This window comes from Thalassotalea psychrophila (genome assembly GCF_031583595.1).
Taxonomy (GTDB): Bacteria; Pseudomonadota; Gammaproteobacteria; order Enterobacterales; family Alteromonadaceae; genus Thalassotalea_A; species Thalassotalea_A psychrophila.
Genome location: NZ_CP134145.1, coordinates 698,619 through 717,058, shown reverse-complemented (window position 1 = coordinate 717,058; position 18,440 = coordinate 698,619). Strand labels below are relative to the sequence as shown.

Here is an 18,440-nt window from a genome sequence, read left to right as displayed (position 1 = left end):
TAAACCAATTTTGCCAATTATATTTTAGGCGATAAAAAAAAATCAGTCAGAGACTGAATCAAAGAATTACGAGAGTTATTTACTTAAGTTTTAGGCTTGCGATAAACGTATTTAGTTGGATTTATTTGTTTATCGTTACGCAGGATTTCGTAATGAACGTGCGGGCCAGTTGAACGACCTGTACTACCCATTTTAGCAATTGCTTGCCCTTTACTCACCACATCACCAATTTTTACTAGATGCGACTTATTGTGTGCATATCTAGTTTTATAACCAGTGCCGTGATCAATTTCTACCAAGTTTCCATAGCCCCAACGTTCGCCAGCATAACTAACAACGCCTGAGCCGGTGGCATAAATTTCAGCATTTTCTTTACCAGCAAAGTCTACACCTTTATGTTTTGTAGGTTTACCAGTGAATGGGTCTTTACGAACTCCGTAATATGACGACAACCAGCCTTTGCCAATTGGACGTCCGGATAAGTAACTCATATTTTCGATATGGTGACCCAATGCTAAAGATTCAAGTAGGTTAAGCTGATTTTCTTTTTGAATTAGACTGTGATTCAAATTATTCAGCTGATTTGTCAAGTCAGTCATTGAAAAATCACTGGTTAACACTTCTTGATGTAACGGCCCACCCGAAGAAGGCAGTGCCACCATATTAAATTCTTCTTTAGGAATATCAGCTTCTTCAGCTAAGCGTTCTCCCAAAGCATTTAGGCGTAATACATGCGATTGCAACTCGGCAATTTTTGCACTTAAAGCTACAATTTGTTTGTCATTAGTCGTATTAGGTACCGGCTGTACCGGCTGCGTAGCCGACATCAAGTGTTCAGGTACATCTTCAGATTTCATAACCGCATGAATAATAAAGCCTGACACCACAGCAAAGCCACCAACAATGGCGAGCCATCTTGGTTTACTTAGCTTTAATGAAAAACGGACATTTTGTCCGCGGTATAATAGTGTTAAACTCATTTAAATACTTATTTCTGTTTAGAAATGATAATCGCTCAAGGTAAACCGGTTAATGAAACGCATTGTAAAAGCCCCTCAAGACTTAAACAGCTTGCTTGAAAAAGCCAGTGGTACAATGGCTGATTTCTCTACTAAAGCGCAATCTTTTAAAATCCTGGACGACATTATACGACAAATATGCCCTGATCTACCAGAGAATGCTTGGCAAATAGCCAATTGCCGACAAGATCTAGTCGTAATAGAAGCAAAATCTCCGGTTTGGGGACAACGTCTACAGTTCGAGCGTAACAATATATCACAACAACTGGCATTGCAAACCCAAGGAATTTTTCGACGCATAGAAATAAAGATAAATCCGCACGGCAATAGACGTGAAATAGTGAAAGAGCCAGTAAAACCAAATAAAAGTATGTCAAAAGAAACTGCTGAGCATATTTATGAAGTTGCCGAGAATGCACCTCCTGGTTTAAAAGAAGTTTTATTGCGGTTGGCTAAGCATGGGAAAAAGTAAGTCATAATAAATTAGCCCTTTAGGGATTACGTCCGAATAAATTCGGACCAACCATGGAACTGATGCTTACTCAACTTCTCGTTTCTCGTTTCTCGTTTCTCGTTTGTAAATTATCTACAAACTTAAAGCCATCCATGGCAGTTTGCATTCCATCATCCTTGAAGTAAAAAAAAAGCAGAACTAAGTTCTGCTTTCTATGAATTTAATTTCTTTATCGCTTACGCTACAACAGCATCTTGATAAGCTATCGGTGAAGGGCGTTCGTCTTCATACGTTACCCATTCCCAACTTTCAACTTGTTTGAATACTTCGCGTAACAACATGTTGTTTAAGCCATGGCCTGATTTATATGAGTTTAGCTCACCTAAGATACTAACACCGCCCATATAAAGGTCGCCGATTGCATCTAATATTTTATGCTTAACAAATTCATCATCATAGCGAAGCTCTTCACTATTAAGCATACGATATTCATCAAGTACGATAGCGTTTTCTAAGCTACCGCCTAGTGCTAGGTTATGTGAACGTAAAAACTCAATGTCTTTCATGAAACCAAAGGTACGAGCGCGGCTAATTTCTTTGATAAAAGAGTTAGCAGATAAATCCATGCTCATATTCTGTGTAGTATTAGCAATTACCGGATGTTCGAAGTCGATAGCAAAGTTAACTTTGAAACCTTCATGTGGACATAATTCAGCCCACTTATCACCTTCTTCAACACGAATTTTTTTAGTTATGCGTAAAAATTTCTTAGCGACGTTTTGCTCTTCAATTCCAACTGATTGGATCAAATATACGAATGGTAAGGCACTACCATCCATAATTGGGATCTCAGGAGAATCTACTTCTACGACTAAGTTATCAATACCTAAGCCAGCTACTGCGGCTAACAGGTGTTCAACGGTGGATACTTGAACACCTTGCTCATTCACTAAACATGTACACAACGTAGTTTCGCCCACAGCTTCAGGTGTAGCCTGAATATCTACCATAGGTTCTAGGTCAACACGACGGAATACTATTCCCGTGTTTGCAGGCGCAGGACGGAGAGTAATCTGCACCTTTTCACCTTTATGTAAACCAACACCAGTAGCATTTACGCTTTGTTTGAGAGTACGTTGTTTAATCATAATTCGCCTTAAATCTTGCGTTCCAACCGACACAATTAACAATTTGTTAATTTAGTGGACGCGTAATATAGCAAAATTTGCCTTTGTAGTCAAAAGATAACGGTTTTGGCCTAAAATTTGCTAACAACTTATTACCACTTGTAACTAGTTGTAATTAAACAGCAATTATTAAACTTAAAACCTTCAATTAACTTACCACTTTAAACCTGAACAACAGCTGAACAGACCTTACATAGAACCTGAAGTAAATTCAGGAAAGAGTGAAGGAACGATTGATCAGTTTTTGCTCTTAGCCCTTAGTTCCTAGTTCCTAGTTCCTAAAGATTCTAGTCAGCCTGCTTTCGTAAAAATGCAGGAATATCTAGGTAATCAGTTTCTACTGCAGGTGCCGTTTGCGGCGCAGTGTTAGTTTCATTGTACGTGTTATTAGCAATTTCAGGCTCAGGAGATGGCGCGTAGCTTGCGTTTACTACCATAGGCTCAGGCTTTTGCATTGGTGGTACAATTGAAATTTCAGGTTTGTTTTGTTGGCCAATACCTGTTGCAACAACAGTTACGCGCAACTCTTCAGTCATTTCAGGGTCAATTACTGCACCTACTACCACGGTAGCATTTTCTGATGCAAATGCTTTGACTGCATTACCTACTGTTTCAAACTCATCAATTGAGATATCCATACCAGCAGTTATGTTTACTAAGATACCACGAGCACCAGCTAAATCTACATCTTCAAGTAGTGGACTAGAAATAGCAGCTTCTGCCGCTTCTTCAGCACGATCTTCACCAGATGCTTGGCCAGATCCCATCATTGCAGTACCCATTTCAGACATTACTGTACGTACATCGGCGAAATCGACATTGATTAAACCTGGACGAGTAATTAACTCAGCAATACCTTGTACCGCACCAAGTAAAACATTATTAGCTGCTTTAAACGCATCTAATAAACTAGTACCAGGGCCTAATACTTTTAACAGTTTTTCGTTAGGAATAGTAATTAATGAATCAACATTATTTTGTAAGAACTCAATGCCTTGGTCGGCATAGTTCATCCGTTTTTTTCCTTCAAATGGGAAAGGTTTGGTTACTACTGCAACCGTTAAAATACCCATTTCTTTGGCAATTTCAGCAACTACGGGTGCAGCACCAGTACCTGTACCACCGCCCATACCAGCTGCGATAAAGATCATGTCAGAGCCTTGAAGAGTTTGACGAATTGTCTCTCTATCTTCTTCAGCACTTTTGCGACCAATTTCAGGGTTGGCGCCAGCACCTAAACCTTTAGTCACGTCACAGCCCATTTGCAACGTTACGTTAGCAGATGAGTTACGTAGTGCCTGTGAGTCAGTATTGGCTGTAATAAACTCAACACCTTCTATGGTTTGTGACACCATGTGTTCTACTGCGTTACCGCCACCACCGCCAACTCCGATGACTTTAATCACCGCTTCTTCGTTGTGGTCTTCCATTAATTCAAACATAATTTTCTCTCCGTTCTATTGTATTTTTTGTTCCACCAAAAAAAATTGTTTTTATTTTTAAGTTTTAGCTAAATGCTAAAATTGTCCCTTAAACCAGTTTTTCATCCGAGTAAGTGCGCTCACTACGCCCTCACCCGCTGTTGAATTTGTTGTACCTTCAGCACTTGCTTCAATGCCGTATTTCAATAAACCTATAACCGTGCTGTAGCTTGGATCGTTTACATAATCACTTAAACCTTGAATATCCAATGGGCTACCTATGCGCACTGGCATTTGGAAAACTTCTTCTGCAAACTCAGTAACGCCTTCCATTTTTGCTGTACCACCGGTTAGTACGATGCCCGCAGCAATTTGATCTTCTAAGCCGCTATCTTTAATCTCTTCTTGGATCAACTCAAATAACTCGTGATAACGTGGCTCTACTACTTCAGCTAAAGTATGACGTGACATGCTTCTTGCAGGGCGACCACCAACACTTGGCACTTCAATATTTTCTTCCATACTTACCATTTGTCGAAGAGCGCATGCATATTGCACTTTAATGTCTTCAGCATGGCTAAGTGGTGTTCTAAATATTTTCGCAATATCGTTAGTTACCTGATTACCACCAACAGGGATAACGGCACTATGACGCAATGCTCCACCTGTAAAGATAGAAATATCCATTGTGCCGGCGCCCATGTCTACTACACATACACCTAATTCTTTTTCATCATCAGTTAATATTGAATAGCTTGACGCTAATGCTGAGAAAATTAATTGATCAGCAGTTAAATCACAGCGCTCTACACATTTAACAATGTTTTTAGCCATGTCGTTAGCACACGTTACGATATGAACTTTAGCTTCCATACGCACACCAGACATACCAATAGGACTCTTAATACCTTCTTGCACGTCGACACTGTATTCTTGCGGTAACACATGCAACATACGTCGCTCTGCTGACATAGGCACTGAACGAGCTGTATGTATTACATTATCAACGTCCTCTTGCATCACTTCATGGTCGTTAATTGGCACCATGCCATTTTCGTTTTGACAGCTAACATGCTTACCCGATATACCCAAATAGACAGAGCCAATACGGCAATCAGCCATCAATTCAGCTTCATTTACCGCTCGTTGGATAGACTGAATTACCAAATTAAGATCGTTAACTCCGCCTTTATCCATACCTCGTGCTGCATGATGACCTACACCGATAATACTTAATTCATCATCAGGCGTTACTTCACCGACTACGGCAACGATTTTCGATGTTCCTATATCTAGGCCAACAACTAAATTTCTTTCTATGGCTTTAGGCATTTGTTTTTTGCTCTTGTAATTGTTTTAAATCATCAACCAACACTGGTTTCCAGCCTACAGCCATTCCGGTGTCATAGCGCAAGTCAACATAGTCAACTTGCATATCTTTTTTTGCATACGCTTTTATCTGCTCGTAAGCTTCCATAAAGCGCTGCACTCTTGTCACTCTATCTTCTCGACCTAAATCAAGAAAGACGCCATCAGCTAACGTTAATTGCCAAGCATGACGCTCTGTTAGTACTAATTCATCAATGCCAACTTGAATGTAAGTTAACAAATTATTCAAATTTCTATAATTTTGTAAAGCCAGTACTTCACTGCCTTCAGGGCCAAATAATTTTGGCAATTTATTTTGCACTCTACTTTTATCTGCTTGAAAAATAACGCCATGTTCATTAATAAAAAAATCATCATTCCATTGTGCAACTGGTGTTTGGTCTATTACATAAACGCGAACTTCATTAGGCCATTGTTTACGTACTGACGCAGAATAAACCCAAGGTAAACTTTCTAAGTTTTGTTGGATATTATTAACATCTAACTGAAAAAAATTGCCAAGCGTATTTTGCTTTAACACCGCGACAATCTCTTCATTTTTGGTGTAGGGAATATTCCCTTTAATTACCAGTGATGAAACTGGCGCAGCTTCATCTTCAAGCATTGAATCGAACAGGTAATAGCTACCAATCATGATAAACAAACAAACTAGAATAAAAAAACTAAACCCAGACCAAAAGGTCCAGGGTGCGTTTTTTAAATCAAGTTGTGTTTGCTTATTCATCTTTTATATTTACCAATTAACCCTTGTTAGTGTCACTAAGTTGTAATACCCGAGTTACTAATTGCTCGAAGCTTAAGCCAGCAACTTTCGCTGCTTTGGGTACTAAAGATGTCACGGTCATACCTGGTACCGTATTAACTTCTAATAAGTTGAAGTTGCCCTGGTCATCTTGCATTAAATCCACTCGGCCCCAACCTTTTGCGCCCGTTGCTTTAAATGCTTTTAACGAAATGACTTTTAATTCATTTTCAAGGTCAGCATCTAAGCCGCAAGGACATAAATACTGAGTACTATGACTTTGATACTTTGCTTGGTAATCATAAAACTCATGTGGAGTAACCATTGAAATTGCCGGCAGCGCTTCATCGCCTAAAATGGCAACAGTAAATTCCGCACCGCTTAACCAAGCTTCAACAAGTATTTGCTGATCATATTTAAAGGCATCTAATAACGCCGCGTTTAATTCATCAACATCGTTGGCAATAGCCATACCAATGCTTGAGCCTTCGTTAGCTGGTTTAACCATTACCTTGTTACCAAGTTGGTTTAAAACCATCTCAGCAGTATTGGCATTAAAGTCTTCTTCGTTAACTACGGCAAAATCAGCAGTTGGCAAATTCATTGCTTTGAAAACTTGCTTGCTTCTAACTTTATCCATTGATAATGCTGAGCCCAAAACACCTGAGCCGGTATAAGGGATACTTAAGTATTCAAGTGCTCCTTGAATACAACCGTCTTCACCACCGCGGCCATGTAAAGCGATAAACACTCGGTCTATGTTTTCGGTTTTCAAGTTAGCTAAGTCGAAACCTTGAGTATCGATAGCTTTTACCTTAAAGCCTGCGTTTATTAAACCTTCTGTAATTGCAGTTCCAGAGCTTAGTGATACTTCACGCTCGGCACTGTCACCACCAAATAACACTGCTATGGTTTCTTGCTTTAAAGAAGCTAGATCAATTAATTGATCAGTCATTAATAGCTCCTTTTCTTAAATTCAATCTTTTCGCGGTTATTAACTCTCTTGCAATTGCACCAATATTACCGGCACCTTGAGTAATTAACATGTCACCGTCGTTCAGGATTGATTCCATAATTTCAGGAAGTTGCTCAGTAGAGCTCACGTAAATTGGCTCAACACTGCCACGTAAGCGTATGCTTCGAGCTAATGCTTTCGAGTCGGCATTTGTTATAGGGTCTTCGCCAGCAGAATACACATCAAGAAGAACTAATGAGTCTACTTCGCTTAGCACTTCAACAAAGTCTTCATATAAATCACGGGTACGTGAATAACGATGTGGTTGAAACATCATCACTAAACGACGTTCTGGCCAACCAGTACGCATAGCTTTAATGGTTGCTGCCACTTCACTTGGGTGATGACCATAATCATCAATTACGGTAATATCTCCCTGTTGTGGTGTTAACGTGGTTAAATGCTCAAAACGACGACCTATTCCTTCAAATTTAGCAAGTGCAGCAACAATCGCGGTATCACTTACACCTTCATCAGTAGCCACAGTTATAGCTGCTAAGGCATTAGCAACATTATGCAAGCCAGGCAAGTTCAAGGTGATAGCTAAGTCGTCTTTATTTGCGCGTTGCACAATAAATTTACTTACTTCACCGCTTTGTTGATAATCAATTCCTCTAACATCTGCGTCTTGGCTGAAGCCGTAGGTAGTAATTTGGCGACCAATTTTTGGTAGTAATTCACGAACTACAGGATTATCAATACACATAACGGCTAAACCATAAAATGGCAGGTTATGTAAAAATTCGATATAGGTATCTTTTAACTTTTCAAAATCGCCGTCATAAGTTTCCATATGATCAGCATCGATATTGGTTACTACTGACACCATCGGTTGCAGATGCAAAAATGACGCATCACTTTCATCTGCTTCAGCGACTAAATAACGACTTTTACCTAAACGAGCATTAGTACCAGCGCTATTTAACAAACCACCAATAACAAAAGTAGGGTCAAGATCACCTTCAGCCATAATGCTGGCGATTAAGCTCGTCGTAGTAGTTTTGCCATGAGTACCTGCAATCGCGATACCGTGTCTAAAGCGCATAAGCTCAGCTAACATCTCAGCGCGACGTACCACTGGAATTCGTCGCTCTTGTGCGGTTATTAACTCAACATTTTTCTTGTTAATTGCAGTAGATACAACAATTACACTTGCGCCTTGAATATTTTCAGGTTTATGGCCGATAGTAATGTTAGCGCCAAGTTTAGTCAGTCGATTAACAACAGGGTTAACACTGATGTCTGAACCGGTTACGTTGTAACCTTCATTTAATAAAACTTCAGCAATACCACCCATACCAGCACCACCGATGCCAACAAAATGGATAACTTTTACACGACGCATTTCTGGAATTTTCATAGTTAATTCATTCATTATTTCACCAATGCCTTACAAATATCAGCAACCACTTGGGTAGCATTGGGAGTAGAAGCGGATTTACTCGCTTTCGCCATATTGCGTAGCGCCATATCTGAGCTAAACAATAAATTTAATTTTTGCGCCAGCACAGTAGCGTTAAACTTATCTTGTGGCATTAACTTCGCGCCACCTTGTTTTACCAGGTACTCAGCATTTTTTGTTTGATGATCATCCACAGCATGCGGTAGTGGAACAAATATAGCCGGCTTGCCTGCCATCGCAAGCTCCGAAACAGTCAATGCACCAGCACGACAAATGACCAAATCAGCCCAATCATAAGCAACCGACATTTCATCGATAAAATCAGTTACTTTTACTTTATCTTTATTTACGCCGTAGTCTTCGTATGAAGCTGTAATTGCTGCGCTATTACCACTACCAGTTTGATGCCAAACATCAATGTCTTGTAGCTTAATTTGGCTTATTGCTTGCGGCACGGTATCGTTCAAAATTTTTGCCCCTAAACTGCCGCCAACTACCAATACTTTTTTAGTGATTTCTCGTTCTTCGCTAGTATTTAATTTACTAATATCACTACGCACAGGGTTACCAACGACAGTACTAGTAACAGGCAACGCAAATGCGTTTGGAAACGCACTTAACACTTTCGTGGCAATTTTTGCCAAATAGCGATTCGACATACCTGCAACCGCATTTTGTTCATGTAAAACTAGCGGAACACGTTTTAACCAAGCAGCTAATCCACCTGGAGCACTTGCATAGCCGCCCATACCTAAAACCACATCAGGTTGCACTTGTTTAAGTACTTTTAATGATTGAAAAACCGATTGCAGCACTTTAAACGGCATAGTTAACCAAGACTTAATACCTTTGCCGCGTAAACCAGCAATATTAATAAATGAAATATCAATACCATTAGCCGGGATCACTTGTGCTTCCATACGATCACTCGTACCAAGCCAATGCACATGCCAACCTTGTGCTTGTAAATTTTCAGCAACAGCAAGCCCAGGAAAGATATGCCCCCCTGTTCCACCTGCCATCACTAAAATAGTAGGACGTTTAGACACTACTTACGCCCTCCATTAAAGACTTGTAAATTTTCGGCGACAAAAAGCGCAGGAAAGATATGACCTACCCAATCGCCACCCGCCATTACTAATATCGTTGGACGTTTAGACACTACTTACGCCCTCCTTTTGCGGTTGCTTGGATTGACTGCAACCGTAATTCATGATCAATGCGAATTAATACCACTATCGCCAACGTCATGACAATCATTGAACTTCCACCATAACTAATCAACGGCATGGTTAATCCTTTAGTCGGGAATATTCCCGCACTTGCACCAACATTAACTGCCGCTTGAAAGCTCATCCAAATACCAATGGCATAAGCGAAGAAACCTTCGAAATACTTTTCTTTTTCTAATGCTCTTTTGCCTAACAACAATGCTTTGATCACAAGGGTTAAACAAAGGCCTAATAAAAACACAATACCAATAAAACCAAATTCTTCACCAACAACCGCCATAACAAAATCCGTATGAGCCTCTGGTAAATAATCGAGTTTTTGTACGCTGTTACCTAAACCTTGACCAAAAAATTCGCCACGGCTATACGCCATTAACGATTGTGTTAATTGATAACCACTACCAAATTCATCCTGCCAAGGATCTAAAAACGACGTAACCCTGCGTAAACGGTACGGTTCAAAGATAACCAACATTACAAATGCGCTCAAAACTACAGCAACAATAGCAAAAAATTGCCATAACTTTGCACCGGCTAAAAATAGTAAACCAAGGGCCGTTGCCCCCATTACAATTACCGTGCCTAGATCAGGCTCTAATAATAACAAAACTGCTAGCAAAAATAACACTAATAATGGTTTAAAAAAGCCTTTAAAGTTATCCATCACTTCATCTCGACGCCTTACTAGGTAAGCTGACAAATAACAGAAGAAGAAAAGCTTGGCTGGCTCAGCGGCTTGAATGTTAATTGGCCCCACCATGATCCAACGTGTGGAACCATTTACCGTACGACCAATGATGAGAACTGCGACCAACAAAAACATCGCTAACAGCAATAAAACCCAGCTCGATTTTTGCCAATGATGCATTTCCACTCTAAGTGCTATAGCAGCAATAAATAAGCTCATCACAATGTAAATGGCATGGCGAATAACAAAGTGGAAAGGATTATTAAATAACTTTTCACCAATTGGCATTGAAGAACTTGCGACCATGATCAATCCAATCAGGTACATAGCTAGTGCAATAACGATAAAACCACGATCAAAGGTTACTTGGTTTTTTGCTGTTTGACTTTCAAAAAGCCAAGAAGGTAACTCAGGAAGCCTAACCGAAGGCATTGAAATAGCCATTAGCTTGCCTCCCTGATTGCTTCAATAAACATATCGCCGCGCTGCATATAATTGTTAAACATGTCTATGCTGGCACATGCTGGCGACAGTAAAACCATATCACCCGTATTTGCCAGTTTACGACTCGCTGTGACAGCTTCTTGTAATGTAGCGACTTGAATACTATCAGCTTTTAATGCCGCTATTTGCGGACCATCTTTGCCTAAAGTTACTAGATGGTCTACATGAGCAAGTGCAGGTTTTAATTCATTAAAGTTAGCACCTTTGCCATCACCACCAGCAATAAGAATTAATTTATGGTGGCTACTCGCCAGGCCATCGATAGCCGCTAAAGTTGCACCAATATTGGTTGCTTTCGAGTCATTAACCCAAACGATGTCATCACCACTGTCGACTTGTTTGCAACGGTGATCTAGTCCTTCAAAAGAGGCTAAACCTTTAACCATTTTATCTATAGGCCAACCAGCACAGTAACCTAATGCTAATGCTGCTAGACAATTTAACTCGTTGTGTTTACCAACTATTGGTAGCTGATTACAAGCGACTAAACTTGTATCGCCAAAACACAAATAGCGAATACCTGCAACATCAGCAATACCAAAGTGCCCTTCATCAGGATTATCTAATCCAAAACTAACATCCGTTGTAAATTGAGTTATAGGTTGCGATAAATCTTGCTCGCGTGTTATTACTCTACGTTTACTTTGACTGAAAATTTTATGCTTGATTTGTGCATAATTTTCAATGGTTTGATGTCTGTCTAAATGGTCATCGCTGATATTTAAAATTGTTGCAGCGACTGCCTGCATTGAAGTCATAGTTTCAAGTTGAAAACTAGACAATTCCAGAATGACAAAATCTTTCGCTTCATTTACCACATCTAGTACCGGCAAGCCGATATTACCGGCAAGAGCGGCATCTAGTTCACAATACTCAGCTAAATGGGCAAGTATTGAAACAACGGTTGATTTTCCGTTTGAGCCTGTAACAGCAATAACCTTGCAGTTACTTAACTGACAAAACAACTCAACATCGCCAATTAATTCGCTTCCCGCTTTACGGTTGTTCACTATTTCAGGCAAGTTAATATCAACACCGGGGCTGGCGATAATTAAATCGGCATTAGCAATTGCATCAACATCCCAACAACCACTAATCAGTTGTATCTTGTTATTTAATTGCTTTAACCTTGCTACACCGGGTGGTTTTTGACGAGAATCGTTAACAACAAAATCAACATTTTGTGATGTCAAAAAACGCGCACAAGATAACCCTGTGGCGCCTAAGCCAAGCACTAATATGTTTTTATCTTGCAGTAACGCCAATGTTGTCATTTAACGGTTAAAACCTTTTATTTTTTTAGTCATTGTTATCTTAACTTCAGTGTTGCTAAACCAATTAACACTAATACGACGGATATGATCCAAAAACGTACAATTACCCGCGGCTCCGGCCAACCCTTTAATTCATAATGATGATGAATAGGCGCCATTCTAAAGATTCGTTTTGCTCTTAATTTATATGAGCCTACTTGTAAAATTACCGACAGAGTTTCTACTACGAAAATGCCCCCCATAATAAACAACACTAATTCTTGTTTTACTAATACTGCAATAACACCAAGTAATGCGCCTAAAGCCAACGAGCCAACATCGCCCATAAATACTTGCGCTGGGTAGGTGTTAAACCACAAGAAGCCTAATCCTGCACCAACGATTGAAGTACACACCACAACGATTTCACTCACTTCACGAATGTGCGGTAAATTCAAATAGGCAGAAAAGTTTATGTTACCGGTAACGTAAGCAAATACTGCAAATGCTCCAGCTACTAAAATCGTTGGCACAATTGCTAAGCCATCTAACCCATCGGTTAAGTTAACCGCATTTGAAGTACCAACAATTACGAAATAGGTAAATACGATATAAAACAAACCAAGTTGCGGCATCACTTCTTTCACAAAAGGAATTAGCAAGGTGGTATCCGCCGGTGCAGAAAGAGAATATAGGTAAATAGCGGTACCTAAACCGGCTACGGTTTGCCAAAAGTACTTCCAGCGGGCAATTAAGCCATTAGCATCTTTTCGAACCACTTTACGGTAGTCATCAACAAAGCCTATTAAGCCAAAGCTTACGGTCACAAATATAATTATTTGCACATAACTATTGGTTAAGTCGGTCCATAATAAAATACTTAATAAAATCGTTCCTAAAATCAGAATCCCGCCCATTGTTGGCGTGCCAGATTTTGATAAATGGCTTTCAGGACCATCGTCACGGACAGTTTGGCCGATTAGCATTTTTTGCAAATAGCGAATTAACTTCGGCCCTAAATATAACGACGCAATCAGCGCGGTTAACGTGGCACAAATAGCTCTAAAGGTTAAATATTGAAATACATTAAACCCAGAATAAAACTCAGTAAGATACTGACCTAACCAAACTAACATGGTGAAACCTCATTTTTCGTTGACTTTTCGCGCCAATCTTTTATGTCTTTAACCACTAATTCCATGCGGGCACTACGTGACCCTTTAACTAATACGGTAATTGCCTGATCTTCCTGTGCTAATAAATTTGCTAAATGTTCAACTAACAATTCTCTCGATGAAAAGTGTCGACCATCTTGTTCAAATACAGAAGATGTACTTTGACTTAGTACACCTAAAGTTAAAATATTGTCGATGTGCTGCTCTAAAGCATGCTCACCTATTTCTTGATGATAAGTACGTGCATCTTCACCAAGTTCGGCCATATCACCCAAGACCAAAATACTTCTTCCAGAGTAACTCGCTAATAACTCTACTGCCGCTTTTGTCGATTCAACGTTAGCGTTATAGGTATCGTCAATTAGGGTGAAATCATCAGGTAAGTTGATTAAATTTAACCGACCTTTTACTGGCGCCATATCACGTAAGCCAAGTTTTATATCTGTAAGCGTAGCGCCAAACTCCAGTGCTACGGTAGCAGCAGCAACAGCATTACAAACATTATGTCTACCTGGCACTGGTACTTCTATATCGATATTTCCCTTATGTGTATTTAAGGTGAAACTAGTACAACCCTTGGTATTCATTCGAATATCAGTACAGTACGCATCAGCTGGGCTAATGCACGAAAATTTACGAACATTTTTGCCTTCTAAACGCCACTGCCATTTATGCGCGTATGGAGTATCTTGGTTATACAAAGCAACGCCTTGTTCACCTAAACCTTCAAAAATTTCGCCTTTTGCCCGGGCTACACCACACAAATCGCCAAAGCCTTCTAAGTGGGCAGCGGCAATGTTATTAATGACCGCAACATCAGGTTTAGTTAACCCTGTGGTATAGGCTATTTCACCAATATGATTAGCGCCAAGTTCGATAACGGCATATTCATGTTGCGTCTCTAAGCGTAATAAAGTTAATGGCACGCCAATTTCATTATTGAAATTCCCATTGGTCGCAAGTACCGTGCCTAAGCGAGATAGAATTGCCGCAACCATTTCTTTTACAGTGGTTTTTCCGCTACTACCAGTTATAGCAACAGTTTTAGGTGCAACTTGGGCTTTTACATATGCAGCTAGTTCACCTAGAGCTTTATAACAATCGCTAACAACAATTTGTGGTAGAGCTACATCTTGCTTTTCTACCACTAACGCGGCAACACAACCTATAGATGCGGCTTGCTCAACAAAACGATGACCGTCAAAATTAGGACCTTTTAAGGCGATAAACAAATCGCCTTGCTGCAATTGTCTTGAATCAGAACAGACACTTTCAACGATGATTTTATCGTGATTATTAACTATTTTACCGTCAACTACGCTAGCTATTTCAGTTAAGGATAATGGGATCATGATTTTGCCCTTCCTTGGTAGAATTGGCGTACAACTTCCCGTTCATGGTATGCAATAGTTTCATCGCCAATAATTAAATAGTCTTCATGGCCTTTACCTGCACATAGAACCATGTCGTTTTCTTTAGCACGGCTTAATGCAGAAATAACCGCTTGTTGTCTATCAATAATAACGTCTACTTTGTTAATGGCTTTGATGCCCTGTTTAATATCAGCAGCAATTTGCGACGGCTCTTCACTTCTAGGGTTATCATTAGTCAATACAATATGATCCGCGTATTGCTCGGCAATACTTCCCATCATTGGCCGTTTGCCTTTATCTCTGTCACCACCACAGCCAAAAACCAACCAAAGTTCGCCCTGACAATGTGCTTTAGCCGATTCTAATGCTTTTTCTAAACCATCAGGCGTATGAGCATAATCAACTACAGCTGTCGCTTTTCCTGTTGCCCCGTATGTTTCCATTCGCCCGGTTACTGGCACAAGATGCTCGGTGCATTTAGTAATATCGGTAAGTTCGATACCTTTTACTAACAATACCGCCATTGCCGCTAATAAATTGGCAACATTAAACTCGCCTAATAGCGCACTGTTTATTTCACAGTTGCCCCAGCTAGACGTTAATTTAAAGCTGACGCCTTGGTTATGACAAACAATGTTAGTAGCTAATAAAAACTCATTATTTTCTAATAAGTGCTTATTTGCTTCATTAACGCTATACATTACCTGTCGATTTTCATCCGGTAACTCGCCAAGCCATGACTGACAGTATTGGTCATCAACATTCAATACCAACACCTGCTCTGCTGAGCCTAGAAACAATCGTTTTTTTACATCGGCATAAGTGCCCATGTCACCGTGGTAATCAAGATGATCTCGACTTAAATTAGTGAACACTGCAATATCAACCATATTGGCATCAACACGGTTCTGACTTAAGGCATGTGACGACACTTCCATTGCAACATTTTCAATTTTATTAAAACTGAATTTCGCTAATAACTGCTGTAATTTAGTTGGCCCAGGGGTGGTATTATTTATTTTTTCTAAGCTATCTAATGTACCTGCACCTAAGGTGCCAATAATAGCTGATTTATGATTGTTTTTTGTGAACAATTGTGCGAGCAACTGACAACAGCTAGTTTTACCATTAGTGCCGGTAACACCAATTAAACTCATATTTTTAAACGGCTTATCGTAGTAGTAAGCGCTAACCAAGGAGAGTTGTTTATCAAACTCAAAAAAGTTAACAACTGTAGCCGTATTGCCCTGCTCGGTTACACTATTTAAAGTGCCGTGTTCACTACTGTTCTGACATTGAGCAATTACTAAACAGGCGCCTTTTGCTACTGCTGAATTTATATACTCGTTACCAGCAGAAAGAGTACCTGTTACTGCCGCAAAAATGTCACCTGGTTCAACAAACCTAGAGTCATTAACCAGATGCTTAGTTTCGATATTATCAATAGTGATATCAAATTCAGCTAACGCTTTAGCAATTGAAAAAGTAGCAAAATGGTTAGCTGAAAAATCAAGCATCATTTGCTCCTTTTTGTTTATCACTAAATGTCTTACTCCAACGACTAATTTGCGTTTCGTCATCAGGAGCAATGTTTAAATACTGTAATGAACCAGCCATAATTCTTGAGAATACCGGCGCAGCAACTTCACCGCCATGGTACAAATCACCGCCAGGTTCATTGATAACCACAACAATGGCAAGGCGAGGATCAGATACTGGCGCAACCCCGGCAAATAAACCTACATAGTCATTTCCATAACCACCGCCGGCAGCTGCTTTTATCGCGGTACCAGTTTTCCCGGCAACTCGGTAACCTTCAACTTTAGCTTTTTTACCACCACCTTCGGTGACTACTTTTTCAAGCATTTCTAAAACAGCTTTGGTATTTATCGCATCAAGTACTTGTTCACCTTCATTAAAGCTAGGGTCTTTTAAAACTGTTAATGGCATTTTCATACCGCCATTGCCTATAGCAGAATAAAATCTAACTAACTGCAAAGGCGTAATCGCTAAACCGTAACCCCAAGACAATGTTGCCAATTCAAATTTTGACCAACGGCTTCGGTCAGATAACATGCCAGAGCTTTCACCAACAAGCCCTGTACCTGTATCTTCAGAGAAACCCATTTCAAAAAACTTGCCTAATAGGAAGTCTTTCGGTACATCAAGAGCCAGCTTTGTTGTGCCCATGTTTGATGATTTTTTAAGGATTTCGGTCAGAGTTAATTTGCCATAGTTACGTGGATCTGAAACTCTACGACCACCGATACGCATTGAACCTGGAGACGTATTAATTACTGTGTCAGCCTCTGCTGAACCGAACTCTAATGCCGTTAATACAGTTAACGGTTTCATTGTAGAGCCTGGTTCAAAAATATCGGTTATAGCGCGGTTACGAAAGCGATGTGTAGCGGTGCCCTTGCGATTATTTGGGTTATACGAAGGACCATTCACCATAGCTAAAATTTCGCCGGTTTTAACATCAACCACCACTACCGAACCGGAAGTCGCTTTAAACGATTTCACTGCCGATTTTAACTCACGATATGCTAACGCTTGAATTCTTTGGTCGATAGACAATACGACATTTTGTGGGTCAGTCGCGTCCAAATTTTCAAGAATTTCAATTTTTCTGCCTTTCGCATCTTTTATATATTTTTTCTTGCCTGCTTCACCAGTTAAGCGATCGTTATATAAACGTTCTAAACCTTCAATACCTTTGTCATCAACATTGGTAAAACCAACCAAATGTGCACTGATTTCACCGGCAGGGTAAAAACGTTTCGATTCTTTTCTTAAATAAATACCCGGTATTTTCAGTTCGCGTACATAGCCCGCCATTGATGGCGATACTTGCCTAGCGAGGTAAACAAAACGCCTTTTAGGGTTAGTTCCAATACGAGATTTTAATTTGTCTACATCTTTATTAAGTACTTGGGCAAGCGCTTTCCAGCGACGGTTCATGTCTAAACCGTTCTGTTCAATCACAATTTTAGGATCGGCGTAAATAGTTTGCACAGGTACAGAAATAGCTAGTTCAATACCATTTCGGTCAACAATAGCACCGCGATGGGTATCATTAAGCATGTTACGATGGATGCGATTATCGCCTTTTGCAATTAACGAGCCTGGCTCGATAACTTGAATGTAAGCCGCGCGGGCAACCAAACCGGTATACACTAAACAAATCAAACCCAAGACAACATAAAACCGCCACGCGATGGTGGTCGGTTTGTAGTTATCTTGATTGCGTTTAGCTTTTTTAACCGTCATGGTATCTTTATTATTATTTCATTTGTTGGTTTCGGCCGATGCATATGCAGCATTTTGTCGGCCTTGTATTCAATTTCACTATGTTCTGCTAAAGAGTTTTGCTCTAATTGCAGGTTACGCCATTCAATATCTAACTCATCTCTTTCGGTATAAAGTCGTTCTACTGCAATCGTTGTTTGCCTATTTAAATGAGTTAAATAGATCACCGAAAACGCAGAAAGCAGCACCAACAACACTAAGCTATAGGTACCGCCAAATCGACGTATGTCTTGCCAAATTTCTTGGGTTAAAACAAATTTACCCAACGCCATTT

General features: G+C 39.9%; 16 protein-coding genes. 1 reads left to right on the top strand and 15 read right to left on the bottom strand.

Annotation, left to right across the window (positions count from 1 at the left end; translation table 11 throughout):
* Nucleotides 1-83: 83 nt before the first annotated feature.
* The gene (locus tag RGQ13_RS03080) at nucleotides 84-980 is read right to left on the bottom strand and encodes a M23 family metallopeptidase (RefSeq protein WP_348392091.1); all 897 of its coding nucleotides are present in this window, start codon (nucleotides 978-980) and stop codon (nucleotides 84-86) included.
* A gap of 52 nt (nucleotides 981-1,032) precedes the next feature.
* On the opposite strand from RGQ13_RS03080, the gene RGQ13_RS03075 reads away from it, so the two are divergent.
* The gene (locus tag RGQ13_RS03075) at nucleotides 1,033-1,491 is read left to right on the top strand and encodes a DUF721 domain-containing protein (protein ID WP_348392090.1); all 459 of its coding nucleotides are present in this window, start codon (nucleotides 1,033-1,035) and stop codon (nucleotides 1,489-1,491) included.
* Nucleotides 1,492-1,709: 218 nt separating this feature from the next.
* On the opposite strand, the gene lpxC is transcribed toward RGQ13_RS03075, so the two are convergent.
* From lpxC to ftsL, 14 genes are all read right to left on the bottom strand, one after another.
* A complete protein-coding gene (lpxC, locus tag RGQ13_RS03070) occupies nucleotides 1,710-2,621 on the bottom strand; it encodes a UDP-3-O-acyl-N-acetylglucosamine deacetylase (RefSeq protein ID WP_348392089.1) in 912 nt (303 codons plus the stop codon).
* A gap of 326 nt (nucleotides 2,622-2,947) precedes the next feature.
* Nucleotides 2,948-4,102, bottom strand: coding sequence for a cell division protein FtsZ (ftsZ, locus tag RGQ13_RS03065; RefSeq protein ID WP_348392088.1), 1,155 nt, complete (start codon nucleotides 4,100-4,102; stop codon nucleotides 2,948-2,950).
* Nucleotides 4,103-4,177: 75 nt separating this feature from the next.
* The gene (ftsA, locus tag RGQ13_RS03060; RefSeq protein WP_348392087.1) at nucleotides 4,178-5,413 is read right to left on the bottom strand and encodes a cell division protein FtsA; all 1,236 of its coding nucleotides are present in this window, start codon (nucleotides 5,411-5,413) and stop codon (nucleotides 4,178-4,180) included.
* Nucleotides 5,406-6,194 carry a cell division protein FtsQ/DivIB gene (locus RGQ13_RS03055; protein ID WP_348392086.1) on the bottom strand — a complete coding sequence of 263 codons (789 nt, stop codon included), beginning with the start codon at nucleotides 6,192-6,194 and terminating at the stop codon, nucleotides 5,406-5,408. The genes ftsA and RGQ13_RS03055 overlap by 8 nt, the downstream gene beginning before the upstream one ends.
* Before the next feature lie 16 nt (nucleotides 6,195-6,210).
* Complete coding sequence (locus tag RGQ13_RS03050) at nucleotides 6,211-7,167, bottom strand: D-alanine--D-alanine ligase (RefSeq protein ID WP_348392085.1); 957 nt, start codon at nucleotides 7,165-7,167, stop codon at nucleotides 6,211-6,213.
* Nucleotides 7,160-8,602 (bottom strand): UDP-N-acetylmuramate--L-alanine ligase, encoded by a 1,443-nt coding sequence (murC, locus tag RGQ13_RS03045; protein WP_348392084.1) that lies wholly within the window; start codon nucleotides 8,600-8,602, stop codon nucleotides 7,160-7,162. The genes RGQ13_RS03050 and murC overlap by 8 nt, the downstream gene beginning before the upstream one ends.
* The gene (murG, locus tag RGQ13_RS03040; protein ID WP_348392083.1) at nucleotides 8,602-9,678 is read right to left on the bottom strand and encodes an undecaprenyldiphospho-muramoylpentapeptide beta-N-acetylglucosaminyltransferase; all 1,077 of its coding nucleotides are present in this window, start codon (nucleotides 9,676-9,678) and stop codon (nucleotides 8,602-8,604) included. Before murG ends, murC begins: the two co-directional genes overlap by 1 nt.
* Nucleotides 9,679-9,790: 112 nt before the next feature.
* On the bottom strand, nucleotides 9,791-10,993 hold the full coding sequence (gene ftsW, locus RGQ13_RS03035) for a cell division protein FtsW (protein WP_348392082.1): 1,203 nt from the start codon (nucleotides 10,991-10,993) through the stop codon (nucleotides 9,791-9,793).
* Nucleotides 10,993-12,327, bottom strand: a complete 1,335-nt coding sequence (murD, locus tag RGQ13_RS03030) for a UDP-N-acetylmuramoyl-L-alanine--D-glutamate ligase (RefSeq protein WP_348392081.1) — start codon at nucleotides 12,325-12,327, stop codon at nucleotides 10,993-10,995. The genes ftsW and murD overlap by 1 nt, the downstream gene beginning before the upstream one ends.
* A 35-nt stretch (nucleotides 12,328-12,362) precedes the next feature.
* The gene (gene mraY / locus RGQ13_RS03025) at nucleotides 12,363-13,442 is read right to left on the bottom strand and encodes a phospho-N-acetylmuramoyl-pentapeptide-transferase (protein ID WP_348392080.1); all 1,080 of its coding nucleotides are present in this window, start codon (nucleotides 13,440-13,442) and stop codon (nucleotides 12,363-12,365) included.
* Nucleotides 13,436-14,833, bottom strand: a complete 1,398-nt coding sequence (locus RGQ13_RS03020; protein WP_348392079.1) for a UDP-N-acetylmuramoyl-tripeptide--D-alanyl-D-alanine ligase — start codon at nucleotides 14,831-14,833, stop codon at nucleotides 13,436-13,438. The genes mraY and RGQ13_RS03020 overlap by 7 nt, the downstream gene beginning before the upstream one ends.
* Entirely contained in the window at nucleotides 14,830-16,395 is a 1,566-nt protein-coding gene (locus RGQ13_RS03015) for a UDP-N-acetylmuramoyl-L-alanyl-D-glutamate--2,6-diaminopimelate ligase (protein WP_348392078.1), read from the bottom strand. Before RGQ13_RS03015 ends, RGQ13_RS03020 begins: the two co-directional genes overlap by 4 nt.
* A complete protein-coding gene (locus tag RGQ13_RS03010) occupies nucleotides 16,364-18,127 on the bottom strand; it encodes a peptidoglycan D,D-transpeptidase FtsI family protein (protein ID WP_348392077.1) in 1,764 nt (587 codons plus the stop codon). Before RGQ13_RS03010 ends, RGQ13_RS03015 begins: the two co-directional genes overlap by 32 nt.
* Nucleotides 18,124-18,438 carry a cell division protein FtsL gene (gene ftsL / locus RGQ13_RS03005; protein ID WP_348392076.1) on the bottom strand — a complete coding sequence of 105 codons (315 nt, stop codon included), beginning with the start codon at nucleotides 18,436-18,438 and terminating at the stop codon, nucleotides 18,124-18,126. Before ftsL ends, RGQ13_RS03010 begins: the two co-directional genes overlap by 4 nt.
* Nucleotides 18,439-18,440: the final 2 nt, after the last annotated feature.

What these genes read in the sequence shown, in the direction of transcription:
- RGQ13_RS03080 (WP_348392091.1), bottom strand. Translation starts at nt 980, where the DNA reads ATGAGTTTAACACTATTATACCGCGGACAAAATGTCCGTTTTTCATTA.
- RGQ13_RS03075 (WP_348392090.1), top strand. Translation starts at nt 1,033, where the DNA reads ATGAAACGCATTGTAAAAGCCCCTCAAGACTTAAACAGCTTGCTTGAA.
- lpxC (WP_348392089.1), bottom strand. Translation starts at nt 2,621, where the DNA reads ATGATTAAACAACGTACTCTCAAACAAAGCGTAAATGCTACTGGTGTT.
- ftsZ (WP_348392088.1), bottom strand. Translation starts at nt 4,102, where the DNA reads ATGTTTGAATTAATGGAAGACCACAACGAAGAAGCGGTGATTAAAGTC.
- ftsA (WP_348392087.1), bottom strand. Translation starts at nt 5,413, where the DNA reads ATGCCTAAAGCCATAGAAAGAAATTTAGTTGTTGGCCTAGATATAGGA.
- RGQ13_RS03055 (WP_348392086.1), bottom strand. Translation starts at nt 6,194, where the DNA reads ATGAATAAGCAAACACAACTTGATTTAAAAAACGCACCCTGGACCTTT.
- RGQ13_RS03050 (WP_348392085.1), bottom strand. Translation starts at nt 7,167, where the DNA reads ATGACTGATCAATTAATTGATCTAGCTTCTTTAAAGCAAGAAACCATA.
- murC (WP_348392084.1), bottom strand. Translation starts at nt 8,602, where the DNA reads ATGAATGAATTAACTATGAAAATTCCAGAAATGCGTCGTGTAAAAGTT.
- ftsW (WP_348392082.1), bottom strand. Translation starts at nt 10,993, where the DNA reads ATGGCTATTTCAATGCCTTCGGTTAGGCTTCCTGAGTTACCTTCTTGG.
- murD (WP_348392081.1), bottom strand. Translation starts at nt 12,327, where the DNA reads ATGACAACATTGGCGTTACTGCAAGATAAAAACATATTAGTGCTTGGC.
- mraY (WP_348392080.1), bottom strand. Translation starts at nt 13,442, where the DNA reads ATGTTAGTTTGGTTAGGTCAGTATCTTACTGAGTTTTATTCTGGGTTT.
- RGQ13_RS03020 (WP_348392079.1), bottom strand. Translation starts at nt 14,833, where the DNA reads ATGATCCCATTATCCTTAACTGAAATAGCTAGCGTAGTTGACGGTAAA.
- RGQ13_RS03010 (WP_348392077.1), bottom strand. Translation starts at nt 18,127, where the DNA reads ATGACGGTTAAAAAAGCTAAACGCAATCAAGATAACTACAAACCGACC.
- ftsL (WP_348392076.1), bottom strand. Translation starts at nt 18,438, where the DNA reads ATGGCGTTGGGTAAATTTGTTTTAACCCAAGAAATTTGGCAAGACATA.